This is a genomic window from Flavobacterium beibuense F44-8, from assembly GCF_000769915.1.
GTDB classification, from domain to species: Bacteria; Bacteroidota; Bacteroidia; order Flavobacteriales; family Flavobacteriaceae; genus Flavobacterium; species Flavobacterium beibuense.
Genome location: NZ_JRLV01000014.1, coordinates 75,348 through 100,002 on the forward strand (window position 1 = coordinate 75,348; position 24,655 = coordinate 100,002).

The 24,655-nt window shown below is 39.7% G+C and carries 22 protein-coding genes; 9 read left to right on the top strand and 13 right to left on the bottom strand.

Features of this window, described 5'->3' with window-relative positions; all coding sequences use genetic code 11:
- The first annotated feature begins 73 nt into the window (after nucleotides 1-73).
- The 4 genes from Q763_RS11780 to Q763_RS11795 all read left to right on the top strand — a co-directional run bounded on the left by Q763_RS11780 (nucleotide 74) and on the right by Q763_RS11795 (nucleotide 4,811).
- Nucleotides 74-853: a patatin-like phospholipase family protein gene (locus Q763_RS11780; protein WP_035134499.1), complete on the top strand. Its 780-nt coding sequence runs from the start codon at nucleotides 74-76 to the stop codon at nucleotides 851-853.
- A gap of 81 nt (nucleotides 854-934) precedes the next feature.
- Nucleotides 935-1,642 (top strand): UMP kinase, encoded by a 708-nt coding sequence (gene pyrH, locus Q763_RS11785; RefSeq protein ID WP_035134501.1) that lies wholly within the window; start codon nucleotides 935-937, stop codon nucleotides 1,640-1,642.
- A 22-nt stretch (nucleotides 1,643-1,664) separates the two neighbouring features.
- A complete protein-coding gene (gene frr, locus Q763_RS11790) occupies nucleotides 1,665-2,228 on the top strand; it encodes a ribosome recycling factor (protein ID WP_035134503.1) in 564 nt (187 codons plus the stop codon).
- Between the two features lie 90 nt (nucleotides 2,229-2,318).
- The gene (locus tag Q763_RS11795; protein ID WP_035134505.1) at nucleotides 2,319-4,811 is read left to right on the top strand and encodes a DUF5686 family protein; all 2,493 of its coding nucleotides are present in this window, start codon (nucleotides 2,319-2,321) and stop codon (nucleotides 4,809-4,811) included.
- Here the strand turns inward: Q763_RS11795 and Q763_RS11800 are convergent.
- A complete protein-coding gene (locus Q763_RS11800; RefSeq protein ID WP_035134507.1) occupies nucleotides 4,808-5,134 on the bottom strand; it encodes a DMT family transporter in 327 nt (108 codons plus the stop codon). The two genes, Q763_RS11795 and Q763_RS11800, sit on opposite strands and share 4 nt — an antisense overlap.
- Before the next feature lie 178 nt (nucleotides 5,135-5,312).
- Here Q763_RS11800 and asnS point away from each other — a divergent pair, with 178 nt between their 5' ends.
- The 4 genes from asnS to Q763_RS11820 all read left to right on the top strand — a co-directional run bounded on the left by asnS (nucleotide 5,313) and on the right by Q763_RS11820 (nucleotide 9,696).
- Nucleotides 5,313-6,746: an asparagine--tRNA ligase gene (gene asnS / locus Q763_RS11805; RefSeq protein ID WP_035134509.1), complete on the top strand. Its 1,434-nt coding sequence runs from the start codon at nucleotides 5,313-5,315 to the stop codon at nucleotides 6,744-6,746.
- A gap of 102 nt (nucleotides 6,747-6,848) precedes the next feature.
- Nucleotides 6,849-7,505, top strand: coding sequence for a hypothetical protein (locus Q763_RS11810; protein ID WP_035134511.1), 657 nt, complete (start codon nucleotides 6,849-6,851; stop codon nucleotides 7,503-7,505).
- Nucleotides 7,506-7,625: 120 nt separating this feature from the next.
- The gene (rpoN, locus tag Q763_RS11815; RefSeq protein WP_035134513.1) at nucleotides 7,626-9,089 is read left to right on the top strand and encodes an RNA polymerase factor sigma-54; all 1,464 of its coding nucleotides are present in this window, start codon (nucleotides 7,626-7,628) and stop codon (nucleotides 9,087-9,089) included.
- A 1-nt stretch (nucleotide 9,090) separates the two neighbouring features.
- Nucleotides 9,091-9,696: a hypothetical protein gene (locus Q763_RS11820; protein ID WP_035134515.1), complete on the top strand. Its 606-nt coding sequence runs from the start codon at nucleotides 9,091-9,093 to the stop codon at nucleotides 9,694-9,696.
- 44 nt (nucleotides 9,697-9,740) lie between these two features.
- Here the strand turns inward: Q763_RS11820 and Q763_RS11825 are convergent, their stop codons facing one another.
- The 4 genes from Q763_RS11825 to Q763_RS11840 form a co-directional block, all read right to left on the bottom strand.
- Nucleotides 9,741-10,538 carry a type 1 glutamine amidotransferase domain-containing protein gene (locus Q763_RS11825; RefSeq protein WP_084596062.1) on the bottom strand — a complete coding sequence of 266 codons (798 nt, stop codon included), beginning with the start codon at nucleotides 10,536-10,538 and terminating at the stop codon, nucleotides 9,741-9,743.
- 88 nt (nucleotides 10,539-10,626) lie between these two features.
- Nucleotides 10,627-11,187, bottom strand: a complete 561-nt coding sequence (locus tag Q763_RS11830; RefSeq protein WP_035134517.1) for a Crp/Fnr family transcriptional regulator — start codon at nucleotides 11,185-11,187, stop codon at nucleotides 10,627-10,629.
- 2 nt (nucleotides 11,188-11,189) lie between these two features.
- Nucleotides 11,190-11,915 carry a porin family protein gene (locus Q763_RS11835; RefSeq protein WP_035134519.1) on the bottom strand — a complete coding sequence of 242 codons (726 nt, stop codon included), beginning with the start codon at nucleotides 11,913-11,915 and terminating at the stop codon, nucleotides 11,190-11,192.
- A 47-nt stretch (nucleotides 11,916-11,962) separates the two neighbouring features.
- The gene (locus Q763_RS11840; RefSeq protein ID WP_052123425.1) at nucleotides 11,963-13,033 is read right to left on the bottom strand and encodes an AI-2E family transporter; all 1,071 of its coding nucleotides are present in this window, start codon (nucleotides 13,031-13,033) and stop codon (nucleotides 11,963-11,965) included.
- Between the two features lie 275 nt (nucleotides 13,034-13,308).
- On the opposite strand from Q763_RS11840, the gene Q763_RS11845 reads away from it, so the two are divergent.
- Entirely contained in the window at nucleotides 13,309-16,728 is a 3,420-nt protein-coding gene (locus tag Q763_RS11845) for a hypothetical protein (RefSeq protein WP_035134521.1), read from the top strand.
- Here the strand turns inward: Q763_RS11845 and Q763_RS11850 are convergent.
- The 8 genes from Q763_RS11850 to Q763_RS11885 form a co-directional block, all read right to left on the bottom strand.
- Nucleotides 16,725-17,213 (bottom strand): hypothetical protein, encoded by a 489-nt coding sequence (locus Q763_RS11850; protein ID WP_035134523.1) that lies wholly within the window; start codon nucleotides 17,211-17,213, stop codon nucleotides 16,725-16,727. The two genes, Q763_RS11845 and Q763_RS11850, sit on opposite strands and share 4 nt — an antisense overlap.
- 78 nt (nucleotides 17,214-17,291) lie before the next feature.
- Nucleotides 17,292-17,846, bottom strand: a complete 555-nt coding sequence (locus Q763_RS11855; RefSeq protein ID WP_035134525.1) for a YceI family protein — start codon at nucleotides 17,844-17,846, stop codon at nucleotides 17,292-17,294.
- Nucleotides 17,847-17,852: 6 nt separating this feature from the next.
- Nucleotides 17,853-18,212 (bottom strand): hypothetical protein, encoded by a 360-nt coding sequence (locus Q763_RS11860; RefSeq protein ID WP_035134527.1) that lies wholly within the window; start codon nucleotides 18,210-18,212, stop codon nucleotides 17,853-17,855.
- Nucleotide 18,213: 1 nt separating this feature from the next.
- Entirely contained in the window at nucleotides 18,214-19,056 is an 843-nt protein-coding gene (locus Q763_RS11865; RefSeq protein ID WP_035134529.1) for a DUF5777 family beta-barrel protein, read from the bottom strand.
- A gap of 5 nt (nucleotides 19,057-19,061) precedes the next feature.
- A complete protein-coding gene (locus Q763_RS11870) occupies nucleotides 19,062-19,457 on the bottom strand; it encodes an OB-fold protein (protein ID WP_035134531.1) in 396 nt (131 codons plus the stop codon).
- Between the two features lie 218 nt (nucleotides 19,458-19,675).
- Nucleotides 19,676-20,737 (bottom strand): phytase, encoded by a 1,062-nt coding sequence (locus Q763_RS11875; RefSeq protein ID WP_035134533.1) that lies wholly within the window; start codon nucleotides 20,735-20,737, stop codon nucleotides 19,676-19,678.
- Nucleotides 20,734-21,714: a metallophosphoesterase gene (locus Q763_RS11880; protein WP_035134534.1), complete on the bottom strand. Its 981-nt coding sequence runs from the start codon at nucleotides 21,712-21,714 to the stop codon at nucleotides 20,734-20,736. Before Q763_RS11880 ends, Q763_RS11875 begins: the two co-directional genes overlap by 4 nt.
- A gap of 60 nt (nucleotides 21,715-21,774) precedes the next feature.
- Complete coding sequence (locus Q763_RS11885; protein WP_035134536.1) at nucleotides 21,775-24,585, bottom strand: TonB-dependent receptor; 2,811 nt, start codon at nucleotides 24,583-24,585, stop codon at nucleotides 21,775-21,777.
- Between the last annotated feature and the right edge of the window lie 70 nt (nucleotides 24,586-24,655).

Here is a 24,655-nt window from a genome sequence, read left to right on the forward strand (position 1 = left end):
TTACTTTTGCAATAGCAAAAAAGAAGCCATCCAATAAAAAACTGTAATTTAGTCAGGTAATTCTAATCACACCATGAAATTTGACAACAGCACTATAGGCCTTATTTTTTCGGGAGGAGGCTCAAAAGGCATAGCCCATGCAGGGGTACTTAAATTTTTTGACGAAATAGGGATAAAACCATCCCACCTGGCAGGCACCAGTTCGGGTGCTATTGTGTCATCCTTATATGCTCACGGCAAATCGCCCGAAGAGATACTGGAGTTCTTTAAATCCATATACTTTTTTCACTGGAAACACTTTACCTTCCGTAAGGCAGGTTTTATAGATTCTGAAGCTTTTAAAAGTTATTTTCATTCGGCCTTTGGCGAAACCCTAATCGGGGAAATGAAATACCGTATGCATATTACCGCAACCGATTTGGTTTCCGGTAAACTTAAAATCTTTGGACCGGAAACAAAAATCGCCGATGCTGTACTGGCTTCATCTGCCTTTCCGGGTATCATATCACCTTATGAGATAGACGGTAAAATATACAGCGACGGCGGTATTATAAACCACTTTCCTACCGATGTATTGCAGGGACGCTGTGAAACCCTGATAGGAATATACGTTAGCCCTATACAAAAAATTGGCGCTAACGATTTGAAATCCATCAAAACAGTAACCACGCGTGCTTACGATTTGCTTTCGGCAAACAGTAATATGCAAAAGTTTACCCTTTGCGATTGGGTTATCAGCCCCGATGAGCTTGCACTGTACAGTACCTTTGAAACCAACAAGCAAAAAATGGAGGAAATTTTCAATATCGGGTACGAATCGGCAAAAAAATCCTACGAGGAGCTCATTGCGTAAATACCTATCATAAGCAGGGGTTAAAATTCTGTTTTAAGAAAAACAATAATTACTATATTTGCACCAGTCAAATATTACCCTATGAAATATAAGAGAATCCTGTTAAAGCTAAGCGGCGAAGCCCTTATGGGCGACAGGCAGTATGGCATTGATCCTAAAAGACTTGCCGAATATGCCCACGAGATAAAACAAATACACGATAAAGGTGTTGAAATAGCAATCGTTATTGGAGGCGGTAACATTTTTAGAGGTGTATCCGGAGCCAGCAACGGTATGGACAGGGTTCAGGGAGATTATATGGGAATGCTAGCTACCGTAATTAACGGTATGGCATTACAGGGAGCTCTTGAAGATGCCGGTATGCAAACCAGGCTGCAAACAGCCCTTAAAATTGAAGCTATCGCAGAACCTTACATTAAAAGACGTGCTGTACGCCACCTTGAAAAAGGAAGAATTGTAATTTTTGGAGCCGGTACAGGTAACCCATACTTTACTACCGATACAGCTGCAGTACTAAGAGGTGTGGAAGTACATGCCGATGTGATATTAAAAGGTACACGTGTTGACGGTATTTATACTGCCGACCCAGAAAAAGACGCTAACGCGACTAAATATGACACGCTTACTTTTGAAGACGTACTTCAAAAAGGCCTTAATGTAATGGATACAACTGCCTTTACACTTAGCCAGGAAAACGAACTGCCTATTATAGTGTTTGATATGAACAAGGCAGGCAACCTTGTAAAAGTATGTGAAGGTGATACTGTAGGAACTACAGTAAGCGTTTAACTAAAAACTGAAAAGAAACAGCATTATGGAAGAAATAGATTTTATTTTAGATAGTAGCGAAGAGTCAATGAAAGGATCTCTTAGTCACCTTGAAAAAGAATTCCTTAACATCCGTGCAGGTAAAGCAAGCCCTGCCATGCTTGGTGGTGTAAAAGTAGATTACTACGGTGCTCAAACACCTCTTTCTCAGGTTGCAAACGTTAATACTCCCGATGCAAGAACCTTAACGGTTACACCTTGGGAAAAAGCTATGTTACAGCCAATTGAAAAAGCAATTATGATTGCTAACCTTGGTTTTAACCCAATGAACAATGGTGAGAATATCATCATTAACATTCCGGCATTAACAGAGGAAAGAAGAAGGGATCTTGTAAAGCAGGCTAAAGCGGAAGCTGAAGATGCTAAAATTGGTGTACGAAATGCCCGTAAGGATGCTAACACCGAAATCAAGAAACTTGAAAAAGACGGTATGTCTGAAGATGTTTGTAAAAAAGCAGAAGACGATATACAGGAGCTTACCAATGCTTACATTAAGAAAATAGATGACCTACTGGCTCACAAAGAGGCCGAGATCATGAAAGTATAAGTTTTAAGGTCCGCTGGTAACAGCGGACTCTTTGTTTATACTATCTTTGTAACAATTTTACGTATTGCGCGTTTAGCTTTAAAAACCCCTATGAGAGTTATTACCGTCCTGCTTTTTTTGTTCAGCATGGCTGCCAACGCCCAGTTTACAATAACCGGGATAGTTAAGGACGGCAGTACTAACTCACCGCTGCCTTTTGCTACTATAAAAACACAGGAAGGCAATACCATTATTGGTGATCTGGATGGTAAATTTATAATAGAAAGCAAAACCAGGCTACAAAGCATAACCATTACCTACACCGGTTATGAAGCCAAAACCATTAAAACCCACAGCGGAAAAAAATTTTATACCGTAGCACTTAAATCCAAACCAAATGAACTGGAGGAACTGGTTATTAACCAAACCAACAAGGCTACAACTATAATAAAACATGCCATCCGTATTAAGGAGAATAATGACCCGCAACAAAAACTAAACAGTTTTAAATACAAAACCTACAACAAACTTATTGTTACTGCAAATCCAGATTCCATCAGTTCAAAACTGGATTCGGTTTACCTATATGAAAAAACCGGACGCAGGATATTAAAAATAGACTCGACCGACTATAAATTCAAAAAGCTGATTGAAAAGCAACACCTATATCAAACTGAAAAAATATCGGAATTCAGCTATACAAAAAAAGACGGACTTAAAGAAAATATACTTGCCGCACGTATGGCAGGCTTCAAACAACCCGTGTATGAATTTATAGGCCTTAGCCTGCAATCCTATTCGGTTTATAATGATGTAGATTTATTGGAAACCAAGTACAGGGGACCTTTATCATACAACGCACTTTTAGAGTACAAATACAGAATACTCGACACGGTATATATAGACAACCGCAAAACGTTCATGATCTATTTTACCCCAAAACGAGCTAACAAGAAAAAAAGGCTATACGGACTTGTATACATAGACAGCAATACCTTTGGCATTGCTAAAGCAGTATTCAGAGTAAAAAACGTACTGGACATAACCTCTACCCACCTGTTTAAGTTTGAAGAAGAACAGGGCGTTTGGTTTCCCGACAGGAAAACCCTTAAAATAGTAAAAGGAAATAACCGCGAAGACATAAATATACTGGGTGAAACCATCAAATTTGACGCTATAAACACCACAAGCCCCGACAGGGATAAAGAACCGTCTGACTTTGTATATGTATATTCTGAATCCATTAATTCGGATAAGGAATTCAATATCCCGCTAACCATAAGAAGACCGGCTATTGCTATAGAGATAAATGAAGAAGCCATAACCCGCCCTGAAAGTTACTGGACACAACACAGAGCCGACACACTGGACGAGCGCAGTATTAAAACCTACCCTGCACTGGATAGTATTTTAACCAAGGAAAGAATAGAACAGTTTATCAACTTAGGCAAAAGAGTTATTACCGGATACCTTCCTGTTGGCTTTTTTGACTTTGACCTGAGACAGATTATAAAATACAACAACTATGAAGGCGTGAGGTTTGGCGTAGGCGGAATAACCAATAATAAATTCTCTGAAGTATTTCGAATCAGTACTTATGGTGCTTATGGTACTAAAGACGGACAGTTTAAATACAATCTTGGCGGAGCTGTACGACTGGGGCGTTTTTCAGATTCATGGATTGGAGGCTCTTTTACCGAAGACGTACAGGAAATTGGCAGTACCACGTTTGCTACAGATAAACGGGTATTTAAAATATACGACCCACGCCCTATAAACGTTTCTACTTTCTATAAGTACCGAAAATGGCATGGTTATATTGAAACCAAAATAATCCCGAAAACAGAAAGCCGTTGGGGTTTTAGTCGCACCAGTGTAGAGCCGCGTTTTGACTATGCTTTTAATACTAACGGACATTTATACACCAAATACAACCTTAGCACATTTGAGGCTGCCCTGCAATGGAATCCGTTTAGTGACTTCATGCAAACACCCGAAGGACGTATTGAAATTGAAAAACGATTCCCGAAATTTACATTCCAGTACACTCAGGCAGTTACAGGATTATTTGACAGTGATTTTACTTTTGGCAAACTCGATTTCAGAACCGAGTATGAGAGAAAATACATAAACGGACAAAAAACATCGTTGGTTATACAGGGAGGTTTAGCCATGGGCGACACCCCTATTACCCACCTGTACAGTACCTCGCCAAACAACCTTGATAAAGACGGCGTTATAGCCCGTATTACCTTTGCCGGTAAAAACAGTTTTGAGACGATGTACTTTAACGAGTTCTTCTCGAGCCAGTATGCCATGTTTCAGGTAAAACATGCTTTTAGAAGATTAAACCTTTTTGGCGACATTAAGCTTAGTCCGGTACTGGTAACCCGAGGCGTTTGGGGTAACATGGAAAGTCCGGAAAAACATGTGGGACAGCCATACAATACGCTTGAAAAAGGTTTCTATGAAAGCGGAGTGGAACTTAATGAAATATTTAAAGGGCTTGGATTAACGGCCTTTTACCGTTACGGCCCCTACCATTTACCCGAGTTTGACCGTAACATATCCATTAAGCTGTCTTTTGTATTCAGCCTGTTTTAGTGCGAAACAAATTTTAGCCCAATAATCGAAGCTATCAGTGTAGTGATAAAGAAAAGCCTCCAGAAATCGGCAGGTTCTTTAAACACAACAATCCCCACTAAAACCGTACCTACAGCCCCTACCCCTGTCCATACCGCATAAGCAGTACCAATAGGCAGTGTTTGGGTAGCCTTATACAATAAAAACATACTAATAGCAAGGCATACAAAAAAACCTCCCATCCATAATTGAGAGGCAGTTCCGGTAGTCTCTTTAGCCTTACCAAGGCAGGAAGCAAAACCTACTTCAAAAAGCCCTGCTATAACAAGTAAAATCCAGTTCATGGCACTATTGTTTAAGTAAAGGCAAAGATACTACTTTAAGACAAGGTAAAGTTTTCCAAATTATGGTTTTAATATTTACACCTTTTTGTTGTTTTTACTACATTTGCAGGCATTTGTATTTTGAAAAACATCAAAACACAGCTGATTTGCGGTTTATTCTATTTAATTTATTATAAAAATGAAACACACAAAAGTTAAAGACCTGTTGAATAGCACCAACACGATTGATGAAGTATCAGTAAAAGGATGGGTAAGAACTTTTAGAAATAATCAGTTTATAGCACTGAACGATGGTTCGGTTATACATAATATCCAATGCGTTGTTGACTTTGAAAATACTCCGGAAGAAACGTTAAAACGTATCACTACCGGAGCAGCAGTTGCCATTAAAGGTAGCCTTGTGGAGAGCCAGGGTAAAGGACAGAAATATGAGATAAAAGTTTCGCAGGTTGAAATTTTAGGAGACAGTGACGCTGAGAAATTCCCTATGCAGCCTAAAAAACACTCTCTTGAATTTTTAAGAGAAAACGCACACCTTAGAACACGTACTAACCTTTTTGGAGCAATTATGAGGGTGCGTTCGGTACTATCATTTGCCATCCACCAGTATTTTCAGGAAAAAGGATTTGTGTATGTAAACACACCTATCATTACCGGTAGTGATGCCGAAGGTGCAGGTGAAATGTTCAAGGTTACTGCATTACCGTTTGACAAAACACCACGTACAGAGGAAGGCAAAGTAGACTATAAAGAAGATTTCTTCGGTAAAGAAACAAACCTTACCGTATCGGGTCAGCTTGAGGCAGAAACTTATGCTATGTCTTTAGGACAGGTATATACATTCGGCCCTACTTTCCGTGCTGAAAACTCTAACACATCACGTCACCTTGCCGAGTTTTGGATGGTTGAGCCTGAGGTTGCCTTTAACGACCTTGACGCTAACATGGATCTTGCTGAAGATTTTATCCAGTATGTTATTAAATATGCAATGGAAAGATGTGAGGATGACCTTAAGTTCCTTGACGAGCGCCTTGCGGCTGAAGAAAAACAGAAGCCACAAAACGAGCGTAGCGGTATGGGGCTTTTAGAGAAACTTCAGTTTGTACTGGAAAATAACTTTAAGCGTGTTAGCTATACAGAAGCTATTGACATCCTTAAAAACTCTAAACCTAACAAGAACAAGAAGTTCAACTATATTATTGAAGAATGGGGTGCCGACCTTCAAAGTGAGCACGAGCGTTACCTTGTAGAGAAACACTTTAAATCTCCTGTAATCCTGTTTGATTACCCTGCTAAGATCAAAGCATTCTATATGCGCCTTAACGACGACAACAAAACCGTTCGTGCTATGGATATTCTTTTCCCTGGTATTGGAGAAATTGTGGGTGGTTCACAAAGAGAAGAACGTCTTGACATACTTCAGCAAAAAATTGCCGAGCTTGGTATCGACGAGGAAGAACTATGGTGGTATCTTGACACACGCCGTTTCGGTACTGCTGTACACAGTGGTTTCGGACTTGGTTTTGAGCGTTTAGTACTGTTCGTTACCGGTATGAGTAACATCCGCGACGTGATTCCTTTCCCAAGGACTCCGCAAAACGCTGAGTTTTAATTTCAAAAAATTAGTATTGAGAATTGAGATATTAGAATATTAAAAAAGCCCTGCAAAAATGCAGGGCTTTTTGTTATTTTAGCAATACTAAACCTCACCATAATGATTAACGAATTAATCAATATAAGCAACTCAGAAGACTTCTATCAAAACTGTGATTTAATTACAGAATCTTACTCATTTAACACTAAAGAAAAAGTGTTTGAGCTTATCGTTTCCGTTAATCAAATAAGTTACGACCATCCTGTTGAATATCAGGAATGGAAAATAACCTGCAAAGAAACAATGAAGATAAACGGATTTGACTTAGACTTGATGATGCCATATGTAAAGATGAAAATTATGGACAAGCATCCTTTACTATGGCTATATCATGAAGATAAGTTATATTACGAATTAAAAGGAACTCCAAAAAATATTTATGAACTTGGATTTGACCTTATAAACATGTTTGAAACAGAAACCGGAAACTGGATACCTTTTCATAAAGCACTATGGAATTTCAAACAGCGACTTGAAGCAGAAAAAACTACAATATCAATACCGGCACCACTGCAAAAAAGCCTCGAAATAATACTTAACAAACAGGAATTATCCTTTAAACTAACGGGACAATATTCTGGAGAAAAGAAAGGTTATGCCGATAAACCGGAAACCAAAATATTAATGTTTGGGAATAGCGATGTCAGTCCTTACGAATATAGCTTAGGACAGCCTTATATTATTGCCGAAGATTTCAAAGCCGAAAGAATAAAATAAAGCAACGTCTTATCAAAAATTATACCTTTTTTTATTTCAATTATAATTTTTTCTAAAAACATAGCGTTCTAAAAGGGCTTTTTTGTACTTTTATAATTCATAAAACTCTATGTTTTCATTATGCTCAAACAGAATTTACAATTAAAATTATCTCAGAAATTATCGCCACAGCAAATTCAGCTGATGAAGCTGATACAATTGCCAACGCAGGCTTTTGAGCAACGCCTTAAAGAAGAAATGGTGGAAAATCCGGCATTGGAAACAGGCAAGGAAGACCAGTATGAGGCTGATGAGTTTGGCAATGACGACTACGATGATTATGACGACTATGATAACGAAAGGATAGAAGCCGACGACATTAACATAGACGAATACCTTAGCGACGACGAAATACCCAACTATAAACTACAAACCAACAACTACAGTGACGACGACGAAGAGCGTACCATGCCTTATGCGGCACCTGTTAGTTTCCATCAAAGCCTTAGCGACCAGCTTAACACTTTTATACTAAGCGATAATGAGAGGGATATTGCCGAGTTTTTAGTGGGTAGTATCGACGATACCGGATACATTCGCAGGAGTGTTGCCGATATTGTGGACGACATGGCCTTTACACAGGGTATTTACACAGATGACCAAACTGTAGAAAACATACTACACATTATACACCAGCTGGAACCGGCAGGAGTTGGTGCACGTGACCTGCAGGAATGCCTGTTGTTACAGCTTAAACACAAAACCCCTACAGAGTCTATTGACCTGGCTATAGATATACTGGAAAATCAGTTTGATGCCTTTACCAAAAAGCATTATGACAAACTGTTACAGAAGTACGACATCAGTCAGGATCAGCTTAGAAAAGCTATAGACGAAATAGAAAAGCTAAACCCAAAACCAGGTGGGGCTTACGACAGTAACTCTAAAGTTGTGGAGCATGTTGTTCCTGATTTTTCTATAAGGATTGTAGACGGCGAACTGGAACTTTCCCTTAACGGAAGAAATGCTCCGGAGTTGCATGTGTCTAAAGATTATCAGGAAATGCTACAAAGCTACAAGGAATCTAAAGACAGGTCTAATCAGCAAAAGGACGCAGTACAGTTTATCAAACAAAAACTGGATTCGGCAAAGTGGTTTATAGACGCCATAAAACAGCGTCAGGAAACTCTTTTTGTCACCATGAATGCCATTATGCATTATCAGGAAGAATATTTCCTTGATGGTGATGAAACCAAACTAAAACCGATGATCCTTAAGGATATTGCCGATATGGTAGGACTGGACATCTCTACCGTTTCCCGTGTAGCAAACAGTAAGTATGTAGAAACACCATATGGCACCAAACTGATTAAGGAATTCTTCTCTGAGGCTATGAAAAATGATCAGGGAGAAGATGTATCTACCATTGAAATCAAGAAAATACTTCAAAACGTTATTGACGAAGAGGATAAGAGAAAACCGTTACCGGATGACAAGCTTGCCGAAATACTAAAAGAAAAAGGCTACCCTATAGCCCGAAGAACCATTGCAAAATACAGGGAACAACTGGATATTCCGGTAGCCAGAATGAGAAAGAGGATTTAATATGAAGAAAATACTGCCGGCTTTCTCCTATATATTCCATCCGTTGTTTGTATCGGTGTATGCTGCGCTGTTATATTTTTTATTTGCCCATCAGTATTTTTACAGCTATGAAATTATACTGGTAAGTGTACAGGTGCTTATCCTTACCGTACTCTTACCCATATCTATATATTACCTCCTTCATTCACTGGGACTGGTACACTCTACCATGAAGCTGGACAAAAAGGAGCGTAAAATCCCACTCATAATACAGGCATTACTGTTAGGCATAATGCTCTATCAGGGATTTGGCAATACCACTATCCCGGAGCTGTATTATTACTTTGCAGGTTACCTTATCAGTACAGTGTTGGCAATAGTAATGATATTGTTTAACCAAAAGTCCAGCCTGCACATAATGGGCATTAGTGCGCTTACCGTTTTTTTGATAAGCCTGTCCCTGCATTTTCATCTTAGCCTTAATTACACCATTGCTTTTTTTATACTATGCACCGGTTTTACCGCCTCTTCAAGACTATTCTTAAAAGCACATACACCAAACGAGTTACTACAGGGACTACTTATAGGCGTTGTACCACAAATAGCACTATGGCACTGGTGGCTATAAAAAAAGCGGACCTTAGTCCGCTTCAAAGAATTACCTTTATATAATTAATTAAGCTCTTTTAGTATCGCTTCCCCAACTCCTTTTGCCGATTGCGGGTTCTGTCCTGTAATAAGCCTGTTATCTACGGTAACGTGAGGCTCCCACATTCCTGATTTCTCAAACTGTCCGCCACGTTCAATTAACTTGGTTTCCAACAAGAACGGAACTACAGTTTCAAGCTCTACGGCTTTCTCCTCTTCATTGGTAAAACCATTTACCTTTTTACCACTTACCAGATAAGATCCGTCTGACAGTTTTACGTTTACCAGTCCGGCAGGACCGTGACATACAGCTCCTACTATTCCGCCATCTTCATATACCTGTGCGGCTATTTTTGCTAGTTCTTCATTCTCCGGTAAGTCCCACATTGCACCATGACCACCTGCATAATAAATAGCCTCATACTCTTTTGGATTAACCTGAGACGGTGTCATTGTATTTTCAATTTTAGCGTGGTATTCCTCATCTTCCCAAAACTTCTTGTTTACCTCATCATTCAGGTCAAAGCCATCTACCGGAGCCTTTCCTCCTTTTGGGCTAACAAAATCAATTGTATAACCTGCTTCGTGTAACACCTCCCACGGATGTGCTACTTCGGCAAGATAATATCCTGTAGGTTTACCGGTATCTCCTTTTTTATCGTGACTGGTTACAACAAACAAAATCTTTTTCTCAGTTTTCTCTGCCGTTTGAGTTTCTTCCTGCGGTTGGGAATCTGCCTCCTCTTTTTTCTCTGTTTCCTTACACGATGCAAACGAAAGTGCTAAAACCACAAAAGCGGTTTTAAAAAGTATTTTTTTCATAGTAGTATTTAATTAATTAACACTGCAAATTTACTGCCCCGTATTTGTAGTACACAGGACATACATCACATTTTTATAACTAAAAAGGTTAAGTAAGCCTGCTTAAAGTTTCGCGTGTCACTCCAAGATAAGCCGCTATAAGCGTTTTAGACACTCTTTGATACAGTGATGGGTATAAACTCATAAACTGTTCGTAACGCTCTTTAGCATCATTATTAAGCAGCGAAAGGATGCGTCTTTGTAAGGCGACATAACCTGAATTGGATTTCTTTCTGAAAAAGTATTCCATTTTATGAAGTGCAGCACAAAGCTTGTCCTTATCCTCAAGTGTAATGCAAAGCAGCTTGGTATCCTCAAGGCAGTCTATATCCAGTTGTGCCGGAGTTTTATGAAGCAACGCCTGATAATCGGTTACCCACCAGTTTTCCATAGCAAACTGCATGATATGGTCTTTACCCTCGTCATCACTATAAAAAGCCTTTACAAGACCGCTAACCACAAAATACTCGCAGTTTACACTATCGCCCTGCTTTACCAGAAAATCTTTCTTTTTAAGTTTTTTGGACTTAAAATAAGAAAACACAATATCAAACTGCTCGTCCGTTAATGGAACTATCTCCTCAATATGTTTTCTTAAAGCCTCTTTCATACTTACAATATATAGAACATTAGCCCAATATTAAAGGAACTTAGCTTTAATTCTTCACCCTGTTTGGTATAAGCATTTTTATAAATCGGAGTAAAAGAGTATGCTACATAAAAGTTCCAGGTATTCCACCCTGCCGAAACATAAGCGGTAGAAATCCATTTGTTTACATCAGGGTTGTGCTGTATCCTTATTGTTCCTTCATTACTTTCAAACTGAGAACGGTCGTTTAACAGATAACTCACCTTAAACCCTGTATAAATTCTCCAGAATTTATGACTGGTCATTGTAGAGTTTCTCCACCTCAACTCTATGGGCAGTTCTAAGTAATGAAGCACCAGTTTATTTTTTGAAAAATCACTATCCCCTACAACCTCATACACCCTGCTTGTAACTTCCCTTTCTGTAACTTCAGATACTTTCAGGTTGTGTTTTATGTTAGTATACGAATATCCTAAACCTATAGCTACCGCCCTGTTTCTTGCCTCATTAAGCGGAATATCCCTTAAAAACCCAACTGTAAGTCCGGTTGAGAATGAGTTTTGCGAATACTGGTCGGCTTTACCGCGAATAAGATTATAGGATACTGAAGCATAAAACTGATCTTCCCTGTATAACGGATCGGGAGTTAGCAGACTATCCGACTGCACAACAGCCTTATCTGTTTCATCAGTTTGTGCCAGTAATGGAGGTGTAAAAAACAATAACAGATAAAAACAGATTATTCGCATGGCATGAATGGGTTATTTATACAAAGATGCAAAAGTTTACGGATAGTTTATTTATGCTGCTTTATAATTTTATCTTTTTGCTTATCATCACTGTTCCCCAATAAAAAACTGTACGGTTTTAAAGGTTTTACATGCATAAATATCACATTTATGATCCCCAGTATAGGTATTGAAAGTATCATCCCTATTACACCCCACATCATATTTCCCACAACAACTGCAATAATCGTAATAAACGGATCGAGGTTTACATTATCGCCCACCACATAAGGTTCAAACAGGTATGACTCTACAAACTGAGCAACAGAGAAAGTCACCACAATACCTATTAAGGCTGTGGTATCTCCATCGGCAACATACCCCAGCCCAATAGCAATTAGGAAACCTATAATATTCCCAATGTAAGGAATTATAGAAAGTAATGCTGCCAAAACACTAATGATGATAAAATTACTAACTCCAAAAACTGCCATACCTACGGCGTAGATTATCGTTAAAAATATCATCAGTATAAATTTACCATACAGGTAACCCTGGGTAATTTTTATAGCCTGACTAAGTACATCATCTACATCATCTTTATTTTGCTTTTTAAAGAGCTTCACAAAAAATTGCCTGAACTTTTTACGGTAATTCAGTAAAAAGAAAACATAAATAAACGTGAGCAGGTAATCTCCGCTAAAGGAGTACAGTCCGTTTATAAAGCTGATGGCCTGTTTACCCATATTTCCTGTAGCCTCATTTTGTTGTTTGGCTATATCCTCAGGACTAATGGGTGTTTTCTCATAAATGTAATCTTCCAGTTTTTCAATTTGGGGCATTATTTTTTGCCTTGCCTTATCCCAATCGGCTACAAAACTCTGTATCTGTATTGAGATAAGCGCTACAAAGCCTACACTTACCAAAAACAACAAAACAGTATTGATAAGTGACGACAGCATACGGTTTATTTTCCACGATTCCAGTTTTCTGGCAACGGGCAGCACAAGCAATGCCAGTATCACAGCCGTAAGCAAGGGGGCCAACAGGGGTTTAACTTTAATAAGCCCTGCGGTCAAAAAATAAATACCTACTATGAAAACAGTACCGGTGTATAGTATTCGTTTACCTGAAGTCATAAATTGTAAGTTTTACTTTAAAGATAAAACTTACAGCTTTAACATTGTCAAAGTTTTAGGAAAATTTAATATTTGATGGTTGTAATAACCCCTATTATAAATTATCGTTTTGAAGTTACAGCAGTACTTTATATTTTAGTTTATAAACCTAAATAATAAATCATTGACTAACTTTCTCTGAAAGTTTTATGCCATTAAAACTTATCACAATCAACACTCCTTAAATCTTCCCTGTAAATACACTACTTTTGCTTTTTTAGAGTTATACTCTTGTGATGCTGAGATATAGGTTTTTAATGGCGTTATTGTATTTGGTTTCCGCGGTTTACGGTCAGGAAACAAACGGCCTGTTTAAAAACCGAAAAATAGTCCCTGTAACCGATACCATACAGATAGACAGTGTGAGCATCAATAATGCCTTTTTTACCCTAAAGGACAGGAATGGAAAAGATATAGACACCACCTTATACCATGTAGACTTTAAACACAGTACACTGGTTTTTAAAAATGGCCACACTCCACAGGACACCCTGTTTATGCGCTACCTAAGCTACCCTGAATACCTTACCAAAAAATACAGTATTTATGACGATTCCCGCGTGGTAGACAACAATGCTACCGGAATCCAAAACCTGTACCGTGTAACCCGCGATCCGCTCAACACCTTTAAACCGTTTGACGGACTAAACACATCGGGTAGTATAACGCGGGGTATAACCGTAGGTAACAATCAGAATGCGGTGGTTAACTCCAATCTTGATTTACAAATTACAGGAAAACTCTCTAACAAAGTAAGCCTTCGTGCTTCCATACAGGACAGTAACATCCCGCTACAGGAAGGCGGTTACTCGCAAAAACTGGATGAGTTTGACCAGATTTTTATAGAACTCTTCAGTGATAACTGGAGCATACGCGCCGGGGATCTTTTCCTGGAAAACAGGCAGTCCCGTTTCCTTAACTTCAACAAAAAGGTTCAGGGTATATCTACCAACTTCTCTTTTGGAGATGACGATTCAAAAACCACCATTTTTGCCGCTGCTGCACTGGTAAGGGGTCAATATGCCCGAAGCACCTTTACAGGGCAGGAAGGTAATCAGGGTCCGTATAAGTTACGGGGTCCTAATGATGAGTTGTACATACTGGTAATATCGGGTTCAGAAAGGGTTTTTGTAAACGGAATCCTGTTGGAACGTGGCGAAAACAACGACTACATTATAGACTATAATGCCGGGGAAATAATATTTACCTCACTGTTCCCCATAACCAGTGAAATGCGTATTAATGTGGAATACCAATACACAGTGCAAAGCTATACAAGACTGCTTACCTACGGAGGTATTACCCACGAGGAGGAAAAATGGAGTATAGGCGGGTTTGTATATTCTGAAAATGATATTAAAAACCAACCCCTGCAACAAAACCTAACTGAAGAACAGGTAGAAATACTAAAACAGGCAGGAGATAATACCGACCAGATGATTGCTCCTTCGGCTTATGTGGACACGTATTCCGAAAACAAGATATTGTACCGCAAAACCCTAATTAACGGTGTTGAGGTTTTTGAATATTCCAATAACCCTGATGACGAATTGTACAATGTACGCTTCACCTACCTTGGCGCTAATATGGGCAACTACATACTGGCAAGCTCGGCAGCTGTGGGGCGAATTTTTGAGTATGCACCTCCCATTAACGGCATACCACAGGGAGACTACGAACCCGTTATCCGACTTACGGCTCCGCAGAAAATACAAATTGCTACCGTGTTGGGTAAATACAACCCAAGCGAAAAAACGCTTATCGACTTTGAGGCCGGCATGAGTAACAATGACCTCAACATGTATTCGTCACTTGACAATGATGACAACAACGGTTATGCCGCAAAAATAGATGCCAAACAACGCCTGTATACCGGTAAGTGGGAACTGGATGCCTTTGCCAACTATCAGTTTATCCAAAAGGATTTCCGTACCATAGAGCGCTTGTTCAATATAGAATTTAACCGAGACTGGAACCTTAACGGTATCACCACTACAAACGGTAACCAAAGCTACCTTACAACCGGAACCACATTCAGGCTACCGCAAAAAGGGCAGTTTAACTACCAGCTGGAGCAACTGGATTTTTCGGATAGTTTTACAGGAACACGCCACGTAGTTAACGGACGTTTTACCTTTAATAATTTCCTGATACAAAACCAGGGTAGCTGGCTGGATAGTGACAGCGATTATGCCGCATCAGAATTTATACGAAACGAAGCCCTTGCCAAATATCATTTTGGTAAAAACTGGGTAGGTGGTACAGTACGGGTTGAAGACAACAGGGAACGCCTTAAGGAAACAGGTCAGTTATCAGCTCTAAGTCAGCGTTTTAACGAATTCGGAGCTTTTGTAGGGCGTGGCGACAGCACTAAAGTGTATGTGGAACTGGGCTACCTGCAAAGGGCTAACGATAGTGTTGTAAACGGTATTCTTGACAAGGTAAATACCTCCCGATCGTACTACATGAAGTCGCGACTGATGAAAACTGAAAAAAGCGACCTGAGCCTTTTTGTAAATTACAGAAACCTTAAGTTTACCGATCCCGCTATAAAAAACGAACAGTCCCTTAACTCAAGGCTTTTGTACAATGACAGGTATTTCGACCAGTTAATACAGGTTACCACTGCTTACGAAACGACATCGGGTACTATACCGCAACAGGAGTTTACCTATCTGGAAGTTGAACCCGGACAGGGAACCTATACCTGGAACGATTATAACAATGATGGCATACAACAGCTGGAAGAGTTTGAGGTTGCTCCCTTCCCCGATCAGGCAAAATATGTTAGGGTATACCTCCCTAACCAGGTATACATACGCACCCACCAAAATAAGTTTTCGCAGTCGGTTACCCTGAATGCCAACCAGTGGCAAAACGAAAAGGGTTTCAAAAAACTGTTATCTTATTTTTATAACCAGACCTCGTTTATAATTGACCGTAAAATAGAACGCAAACCGGGAGCTTTTGATCTTAACCCGTTTGACAATAGTGAAGACGGACTACTAGGACTTAACTCCAGCTTTAGGAATAGTTTGTTTTATAATCGGGGTAAACAACACCATTCCGTTACCTATACCTATTTAAAAAACAGGGCACGCACGCTGCTTAATGCGGGCTCTCAGGAAAGTAAAAACAGTTCGCATCAGTTACAGTATGCCCATTTAATACAAAAACTATGGCTGTTGGGCTTTTCGGCACAAACCCTTCAATCTGACACCTACTCTGAAAATTACAGCAGCAGAAACTACAAAATAGGCGGATTTGCATTATTACCTAAAGTATCGTACATATTTTCCAAAAATGCCAGTTGGGATCTTTTCTATGAATACCGAAGCAAAGAGAATAAAATAGGTGAAATGGAAAGCCTATACCAACAGCGTGTGGGAACATCGTTTACCTATGCTTCAGACAGGCAGTTTTCCATAAACGGTGAGTTCTCTTTTTATGGTAATGACTTTACAGGAAACGAACTCTCTCCCGCTGCTTACCAAATGCTTGAAGGTTTACAGGCCGGAAAGAATATTACATGGCGATTGCTGCTGCAAAAAAACCTTACGCAGTTTCTGGATGTAAACGTAAACTATCAGGGACGTAAAAGTGAAACCAGTAAGGCCATACATACAGGTAATGTACAGCTAAGAGCTTATTTCTAATTGAACAATGCCTTTTCCTTATCAGAAAAAGCATCGCACTGCACTACATAGTTTTTAGTAAAAACTTTGAGATCTTTAGGCTGTGCGGCATAATTAGCAATCAGAAAAGCTTTGTCTTTTTTAATATCTCCGGTATAACCTGTAATCCAGGGTACATTATCCTGAATATTTAAACGCAGCAGCCGTGCCTCATAGTTTTTGGCATCTTTTTCTATTACCTCCTCCAGTAAGTCAGTCCCTCTATTAAAGTAACGGGTTTTAGTAAATAAACCCTTTTCATATTTAGCCATCAAAACGATAGAAGCCGCCTTGTATGCCAAAAGAGTAGTATTTTCATGGCTGTTATCCAAATACTCAAGGGAAGCATGGAACACAAGGGCACTTTCGGCAGAAACAGCAGCATCAATATACTGTTGCCTAACCGTTGCCAATTCTTTATCGGGAGCAATACATAACAGACATAAAAAAAGCCCTAATACTTTCATGAAGATCGTTTTAGGGCATAAAGATATGGTTTTTAACAATTAAACAGTTCTTAAAAACAGTTAACCGAAGGCTAAAGGTTATTCCTCCAGCAAAAAGGTATAAGCAACCTGTACCTCATCGGCTATTTTTTTGCTTACCACTTTTGGTACATCAATATCAAAGTCAGCAGGCTTTACCATAAAATTACCGATTATGGTAATGGTATTCCCTTTAACCGACACCATGGCAACATCATTAATTTTTTTGGTTTTCCCGTGCAGGGTAAGTTCACCTGTCAGGGTAAACTGTTTCGGTTTTTCCGAAAGTGCTTTCAGTGAAAACCCTTCCAGCTTTCCTTTAAAAACCGCCTTAGGGTATTTTGCTGTTTCGGCATAACTCTCATTAAAATGTTCTTCCATAAGGGCAACCTTAAAACGAAAACCATTCATGAGTGCGAGCGCTGCAAGCTCACCGTTATTGGCATTAAGTATAGCCGATACATTTTTGTTTTCGGCAGCTACCTCTTCAAACGAAGGAACCGAAGCCTCAAACTTTATATCTCCTGTTTTAGTGGCAAACTTTTGCGCATGAGAAACAAAAGGCACCATAGCTGCCACAAAAAACAGGATGAAGTATAAATTTCTTTTTTTCATAGTGATTTAATTTTCAAGTAAACCATCGGTATTCCATTGTAATATCAAATTGATATTTGCCTGTGGCATCCTGCCGGTTTGCGGCATAAGTTGCTGCTGTCCGTTTTGTAGCTGTATGCGTCCCAGCAAATTGTGATTCTCTACCGCATCTTTAACCTGTGCATAGGTAAGTAATGGCCTGAAAGAAGCCACACCTCCGGGAGCATGGCAGGACAAACAGTTATTATCTATAATCGTTTTCACATTAGCCGTATAGGTAACAGTACCTACTATGTTTTGTTCTTCGCTTATATCCTCATAAGTATTGGAATCACACGATACAAAAAACAACGCTAACAAACCTGTATATAAAATTGCTTTCTTCATATTAAAAAACCCTGTATAAATTAAACCCGAAGAAAAAATCTCCCTTACCCCAATCGCCTGCCGCAGTGGTAACATAACCACCTTCGGTCATGGCCTGCGAGTTAGTAAACAACAGCTGAAAAATGTGTCCGCCTGTTTCTAAGTCCAGTCCAACCGACAGCGGATTCTGATAAAAATCAGGCTTATCAAAATTGTATACATATTCCATATTAAGCGAAAGCCTCTTGGTTAGCTTAAGCCTTCCCCCTGCTCCCAGTGAAAACTGGTCATCGTTTTCCACATGAGGGTTGTAGAGGTTTTTATGAATATACATGGGCACCATTTCCAGCGAGAGCCTGTCGGATATTTTTCGTGACACCAATAACTGACTTATATAGGTTAACCTATCTCCAAATTCAATTTTAGGATAATCTTCCTTTTCCAAAAAGGTATTGATATCTATGGTATTGTAGCCAATAACCGTTACCGGAGCTCCGGTTGCCTGATTGGCAAGCCTGTACTTTACGGCAGTTTCATACACCTTTAAAAGTGTATGGCGTGAAGCACTAACCGAAAGCCATTCGTTAATACCATAGGCGCCTCCAATTTTTGTGGTAGCCATATCCATCCCGAAAAACTCGGAAATACCGCCTTTAACCGAACCAAACCTGTGGGAGACCACAAAGTAAAATTCCTTTGCGGCAGGTATTTTTGTTGACTGAAGGGTTACAATCTGTAATCCCTTAAAAGCAGGCGTGTCATAATCCTGCGTGGAAACCGAGTCGATCTCGGCTAGTAAATCGTCCTGTGCTGAAACAGAAAACACTACTGTTAGGCAAAACAGCAAGCCTAAAAAATTCTTCATTTTTATTATTGATTAATTGTACACTGATCCAGCTTTACCTCACCAAAAAGTTCGTCAAAGCCTATGCATCGCCCCTTTACCTTAATGTTTTTGCCCGAAATAATATTTTTTGCAGGCACATCAAAACTGCAATACACACCTGGCTCAAGGGAAACCGAAATGCTGTCATTATCATTTACGTTTCCTATAACCACAATGGTTTTATTGAGGTACATTGAATCTGCCGTGGCAGCATTAGTTTGGTACTCCTCCACAATATCTGGGGCTGTTAGGGTATAAGCCGGTGCTTCGGCGGTTATATCTCTTGCCTCTTTGTACAAAAAACCGAAATAGAAGTAATAGGCCGCAGCCAGCACCAGCAAAATAACACCTGAAATGATTAATATCTTTCTGTTTTTCATATTGCAGATTGTAATAATTTTCTTCTCACAAGGCTAAATTACCAAACCACATAATGAGAAAAGGGCAAGGAATAGTAAACCCAACGGCTGACTTAGTATTCCTGCCCTTTCACTTAGAATTTGTTTTACAGCCCTTCACTTTAGAGCACAAAAAAAGGCCCTCTCACAATGGGCCTTTTTGTTTAGAAAGATTCAGATAGTCTCACATTTTATCTGTCTTACTGTTTTTTATTTTCATCTATTACCTTTTGGATAGTGTTCCAGTCGTAATAATGGAATGTCATACCGTTACTCATGGCAACAAACATACCTTTAGGAAATTTACCTCCCAGGTTAACACTGGTAGCATCGGCTCCGTCACACTCTATGGTTGAGGTTGGCACCTCTGCCAGTAGTTTGTACTCGTTAGGATTTCCGTTAACACCCTCACGTGGGTATACCATAAACGTATTTGCCTGCTGATTAGATATCAGTATATATCCGGTAGAATCGGTAGCCTTATATATTGCAATACCTTCGTGGTCCTGCTTAAAGCCATCCTGCCCAAAAAAGGCAAGCTCCTCATTTCCGCCTTCAGGGCTGGCATTATATTTCCTTATACCCTTACCTTCGTCACTGTAATAAACTACTCCGAGTTCGTTATCTACAGCTATAGCTTCAATCTCTTTGTTCCCACTATAGTTACCAAATTTCCTTACAACGTTTGCCGTTACAATACCGTTATCGTTGCCGTTTAAGCGATACTGCCACAGATAACTTCCCGAAGGACCGCTTTTTCTGCCTACTATAGCATAAATAGCCGTTACACTGTCTTTAGTTTGAGTGTAAAGCGAAATCCCCATTGGGTCGCGCTCTGTTTCGCCTTCAAAAACCTCAATACCGCCATTATCAATCGGTTCCAGTTCAGGCAGGCTAAATACTCTTATCCTGTTGGTTTCCCTTTCGGTCGTTACGGCAATATCAGTTTTTTTACCAGCCACCATAAGTCCGTATGCGATATCTACATTGTTAGGCCTTTTAAGAGTAACCGATTTTTTCACGATTTTCCCTTCAAGGTCATACATATACAGTCCGCCATCGGTATCCTTATCTGTACCTACTATATAGCTTTTAGAAGCATCTTCCGGATTAATCCATATAGAAGGATCGTCTGTATCGTGTGGTGTAGGCTGTGTTACTACAGCAGGCTTAACGGCATCTTCCCTTACCGGGGCCAGCTTATCTCCGCAGGAAACAAGTGTAAACCCAATAGCTGCTGCAAGTGTTATATTCTTTATCATTTTTTATTCATTTCTGTTGTGTAAATAATATCTCCGTGCTCGTTAACTAACTGCACCAGTAACTTTTTACCGGTTACAGAAAAGCACATGAACCCTGCCTGATTATCGGCAAAAAGGGTTCCTTCACGCTCTCCGCTTGGCCTTACCTCACTACCTGCCCCCGAAAGGAACTGGGTAGTATAATGCCCTTTCGGTTTTACAACCTGCAGGTCGTGCTCATGCCCGCACAGGTAAGCGTCTACTTTATACTTATCAAAAAAAGAAGCAAACTTCTTTTCAAAGGCTTTGATATCATCACTGTTTTTTCTTTTCCCTCCGCTATATAACGGATGATGCCCTACAACTATTTTCCATTTAGCATCGGTTTTTTCCAGTGTTTCAGTCAGCCACTTTCTCTGGGCTGTGGTATCCTGCTTAATGATATTTTCATACATATCATTATCCTTTTTATAGTAACCGTCTATAAAGGGATTAGTATCCATAACCACCATAAGCAGTTTGCTGCCGTCCTTTAATTTGAAAGTTTCACTATAATACGTATCGGGCATTTGCCAGCGACGGCTCACTTTTGTGTAATCTATCTGCGCCTGAATGTTACCGTTGTAATCGTGATTACCCAGTGCCACATACCAGTTTTCGTACAGCTTGGTATTGGTATAAATGTCCTCAAAGGAATTTTGAAGCTGAGGATCCTGTGTGCTCTCTATCCCGTTAGGGTAGAAATTATCACCTACAGAAATGGTAAAATCAATATCAAGCGTTATGGCAGCAGCCCCCATTTGTTCGGCTACCGGTTTTTGATGGTATTGCCCGTGGCGTCCAAAATCACCCAGTACCAAAAAGTGAAGCGCATCGTCTTCCTGTTGCAACTTTGGGATAAATTTTCCCTGATAACCTGATTCGGTTTCTTTTAAATATCCCTGTGCGCCTGCATTTAGGAAAGCAAAACACGCAATAAGTAAAACTATTTTTTTCATAAGCATTGTTTAATGAAACCGGCAAATTAATGCCGGCTTCATTAAAATTATATTTTTTTATTAGAAGTCAAATTTAAGACCAAGGTTGTAACGACCTTCGTAGTACTCTAACTGCTTCACCCTGTTTGATACGCCCTGGTAGTAACGTAACGGCTGATTGGTAAGATTTTTAGCCTCTGCAAAGATGCGAAGGTTTTTAGTAATCTTGTATGAAGCGTTAATGTCAAGGAAGAACTGCTTGTCGTAGTAGCTGTCGCTAAACTCATCTGCACCCAGTTCGTCAAGGTAATCAGAAGTAAAGTTTGCAGAAGCTCTTGCAGAGAACCTGCTGTTTTCCCATGAAAGCGATCCGTTAAACATGTGAGGTGCAGTACCCGGAAGTGTAACATCTGTTCTTTCGTTACCATCCTCATCAGAGATACCTTTAGCTTTAGAATCAGTGTAAGTATAGTTAACATACACCCCAAAGTATCTAAGGAAGCCCGGAAGGAAATCAAGCTGTCTCTGGAAAGCTACCTCAAAACCGTATACATCTACATTATCACCGTTTCTTGACTGTATAAATGTCCACTGCTCTCCTACTGGCACAGGGTTATCTGCCTGATTAGGAAAATCATTAGCAAAATCTACTGAAGTATACTGGTTGTTGCTATATGTGTAAATGAAATCCTGAAGGTTTTTGTAGAAAACACCTCCTGATATTAAACCTACCGACTTAAAGTAATTCTCTGCCATTAAATCGAAGTTGTACGAATAAGTAGCATCAAGATCGGGGTTACCTGCTATGATTTCAGTATCTGAAGCAATGTTGTTAATATATGGTGCAAGTGCATAGTAGTTAGGTCTTGCTAAAGCTGTAGTGAATGCAGCCCTGATTACAAAATCCTCGGTAGCGTTATATTTAAACGTAACACTTGGAAGTATGTTAGTGTAAGAGTTTGTGTTCTCTATTTTACCTTCAAGTTCTTCTTCATCAAGTACCCTGTTACCGGTATAGTCAATGTGTGTATTTTCTATACGGGCACCAATTATCATAGATAATTTACTATTGAAATCCTGATCCCATCTTACATAACCTGCAAAGATGTTCTCTTTTGCTTCGTAGTTTACAGCCAGGAATTCAGAAGGATCTGATTCACTGTCGTAAAGCGCAGGGTTGTTAAGGTCTAACCCGCCAAGGTAGGCTGCAGAAGCATATATACCCGGCACATACTGGCTTCCCGGATTGAATCCGTCACCACCCCAGTAGCTTGTAGCAACATCTGCAAGAGTTAGGTCACCTTGCGGCTCGTATGCATAGAAGTTGTTCTGTCTTGTTTTATCTTTTAAACGTAAACGTAAACCTGTTCTTAAACGTCCTTTTTGCCCTTCAATTACAGAGAACGGGAAACGGATGTTTACTTTAGCACCAAACTCGCTTTCTTTAGTATAGTCACGGTTTTCTGTAAGTTCGCTAAATTCCATTAGTGAAGGATCTTCTCCTGTAGTAGTTACATAAGGTTTTTTCATGTTTGAAAGGTCTACACCAAAAGGAAGGTCTTCCTGTTCAAACTCAATGTAACGCTCATTAGGACGGAACTCTTTTGCTGTTGCATAGTTTACACCCCAGTCTAAATCAAGCTTAGGACTCAAAAGGTGCTCACCTCTTAAAGAGTAGTTTTGTACACGCTGGTCTTCAAGTCTTCTGTTTTTGTTACGACTGTTATCTATACCACCTTTAGTTTCTCTTTTTACAACACCTGTATAACCTACAATTTGCTCACCGTTATATAACGGGTCGATATCATCATAAGTAGTTCTGAAACGGTTTTCACGGTCATCTCTCCAGTTGTAAATACCGCTGGCAAAAATAGTATTGTAATCGTTAAACTTATAGTCTATAGCAAAAGACCCACTACGACGTATACGTTGTACATCATACTTTCTTATTTGTTGTTCTTTTACATATACGTTCCCAAAATCATCCTGAGTCCAGTCGGCCTCAATGTTGTCACTACCAAAATCGTTATTGTTGTACGATCCGCTAAGAACAACACCCAGTTTGTTATCAAAGTAACGATTACCGTAAACAAGCCCGGCAGTATAAATACCTTTATCTCTAATTGGACCATAACCACCTGCAAGTGTAGCAGAGATTCTTTCACCGTTTGGTGTAGCACGTGTAACAAGGTTTACCGAACCACCAATCGCATCGGCATCCATATCTGGTGTAAGGGTTTTATTTACCTGAATGGTAGAAATCATATCAGACGGTATAAGGTCCATCTGTACATTACGGTTATCACCTTCGGCAGAAGGAATCCTGTCACCGTTAAGGGTTACCGAGTTAAGTGACGGAGCCAAACCACGGATAATGATGTTACGCGCCTCACCCTGGTCATTTTGCATAGTGATACCCGGTACACGCTTTAATGCATCACCAATGTTTGAATCAGGAAAACGACCTACCTGGTCACTTGAAATAACATTAGTAATGTTACTGTTGTTTTTTTGCTGATTAATTGCTCTTGCCTGGCCTCTTAAAGCATCTCCTACCACAACAATCTCATCAAGTGTTTCAGATCCGCTAACCAATACAAAGTTTACGGTTGTATTTTTACCCTCTTCCACAACAACCTGTTGTGACTGGGTTTGGTATCCTAAATATAATACCTCTACAGTATAAGTACCTGCAGGTACATTAAGAAATTCAAAATCACCTATCTGGTCAGATACTGTGTATTTATTTCCTTCGCTAAGTCTAACTGTAGCACCGGGAAGTGAGAAATTTTCATCCTGATCGGTAATCTTTCCCGAGATTACCCCGTTCTTTTGAGCATAAGCAGATACACTCAGCACAAAAGCCGTGATTAATAGTAATAGTTGTTTCATTGATTTAATCTTTGTGTTTGTTGGGCGCAAAACTAAAAGTCACATTTAACGTAGGCGTTAGCCCTACATT

Excerpts from the sequence above, each read along its gene's own strand:
- asnS (WP_035134509.1), top strand. The coding sequence starts at position 5,313 with ATGAAACACACAAAAGTTAAAGACCTGTTGAATAGCACCAACACGATT.
- Q763_RS11865 (WP_035134529.1), bottom strand. The coding sequence starts at position 19,056 with ATGAAGAATTTTTTAGGCTTGCTGTTTTGCCTAACAGTAGTGTTTTCT.
- Q763_RS11795 (WP_035134505.1), top strand. The coding sequence starts at position 2,319 with ATGAGAGTTATTACCGTCCTGCTTTTTTTGTTCAGCATGGCTGCCAAC.
- Q763_RS11820 (WP_035134515.1), top strand. The coding sequence starts at position 9,091 with ATGAAGAAAATACTGCCGGCTTTCTCCTATATATTCCATCCGTTGTTT.
- Q763_RS11810 (WP_035134511.1), top strand. The coding sequence starts at position 6,849 with ATGATTAACGAATTAATCAATATAAGCAACTCAGAAGACTTCTATCAA.
- Q763_RS11800 (WP_035134507.1), bottom strand. The coding sequence starts at position 5,134 with ATGAACTGGATTTTACTTGTTATAGCAGGGCTTTTTGAAGTAGGTTTT.
- Q763_RS11840 (WP_052123425.1), bottom strand. The coding sequence starts at position 13,033 with ATGACTTCAGGTAAACGAATACTATACACCGGTACTGTTTTCATAGTA.
- Q763_RS11835 (WP_035134519.1), bottom strand. The coding sequence starts at position 11,915 with ATGCGAATAATCTGTTTTTATCTGTTATTGTTTTTTACACCTCCATTA.
- Q763_RS11845 (WP_035134521.1), top strand. The coding sequence starts at position 13,309 with ATGCTGAGATATAGGTTTTTAATGGCGTTATTGTATTTGGTTTCCGCG.
- Q763_RS11885 (WP_035134536.1), bottom strand. The coding sequence starts at position 24,585 with ATGAAACAACTATTACTATTAATCACGGCTTTTGTGCTGAGTGTATCT.
- pyrH (WP_035134501.1), top strand. The coding sequence starts at position 935 with ATGAAATATAAGAGAATCCTGTTAAAGCTAAGCGGCGAAGCCCTTATG.
- Q763_RS11850 (WP_035134523.1), bottom strand. The coding sequence starts at position 17,213 with ATGAAAGTATTAGGGCTTTTTTTATGTCTGTTATGTATTGCTCCCGAT.
- Q763_RS11880 (WP_035134534.1), bottom strand. The coding sequence starts at position 21,714 with ATGAAAAAAATAGTTTTACTTATTGCGTGTTTTGCTTTCCTAAATGCA.
- Q763_RS11830 (WP_035134517.1), bottom strand. The coding sequence starts at position 11,187 with ATGAAAGAGGCTTTAAGAAAACATATTGAGGAGATAGTTCCATTAACG.
- Q763_RS11855 (WP_035134525.1), bottom strand. The coding sequence starts at position 17,846 with ATGAAAAAAAGAAATTTATACTTCATCCTGTTTTTTGTGGCAGCTATG.
- Q763_RS11860 (WP_035134527.1), bottom strand. The coding sequence starts at position 18,212 with ATGAAGAAAGCAATTTTATATACAGGTTTGTTAGCGTTGTTTTTTGTA.
- Q763_RS11825 (WP_084596062.1), bottom strand. The coding sequence starts at position 10,538 with ATGAAAAAAATACTTTTTAAAACCGCTTTTGTGGTTTTAGCACTTTCG.
- rpoN (WP_035134513.1), top strand. The coding sequence starts at position 7,626 with ATGCTCAAACAGAATTTACAATTAAAATTATCTCAGAAATTATCGCCA.
- Q763_RS11875 (WP_035134533.1), bottom strand. The coding sequence starts at position 20,737 with ATGATAAAGAATATAACACTTGCAGCAGCTATTGGGTTTACACTTGTT.
- Q763_RS11780 (WP_035134499.1), top strand. The coding sequence starts at position 74 with ATGAAATTTGACAACAGCACTATAGGCCTTATTTTTTCGGGAGGAGGC.
- Q763_RS11870 (WP_035134531.1), bottom strand. The coding sequence starts at position 19,457 with ATGAAAAACAGAAAGATATTAATCATTTCAGGTGTTATTTTGCTGGTG.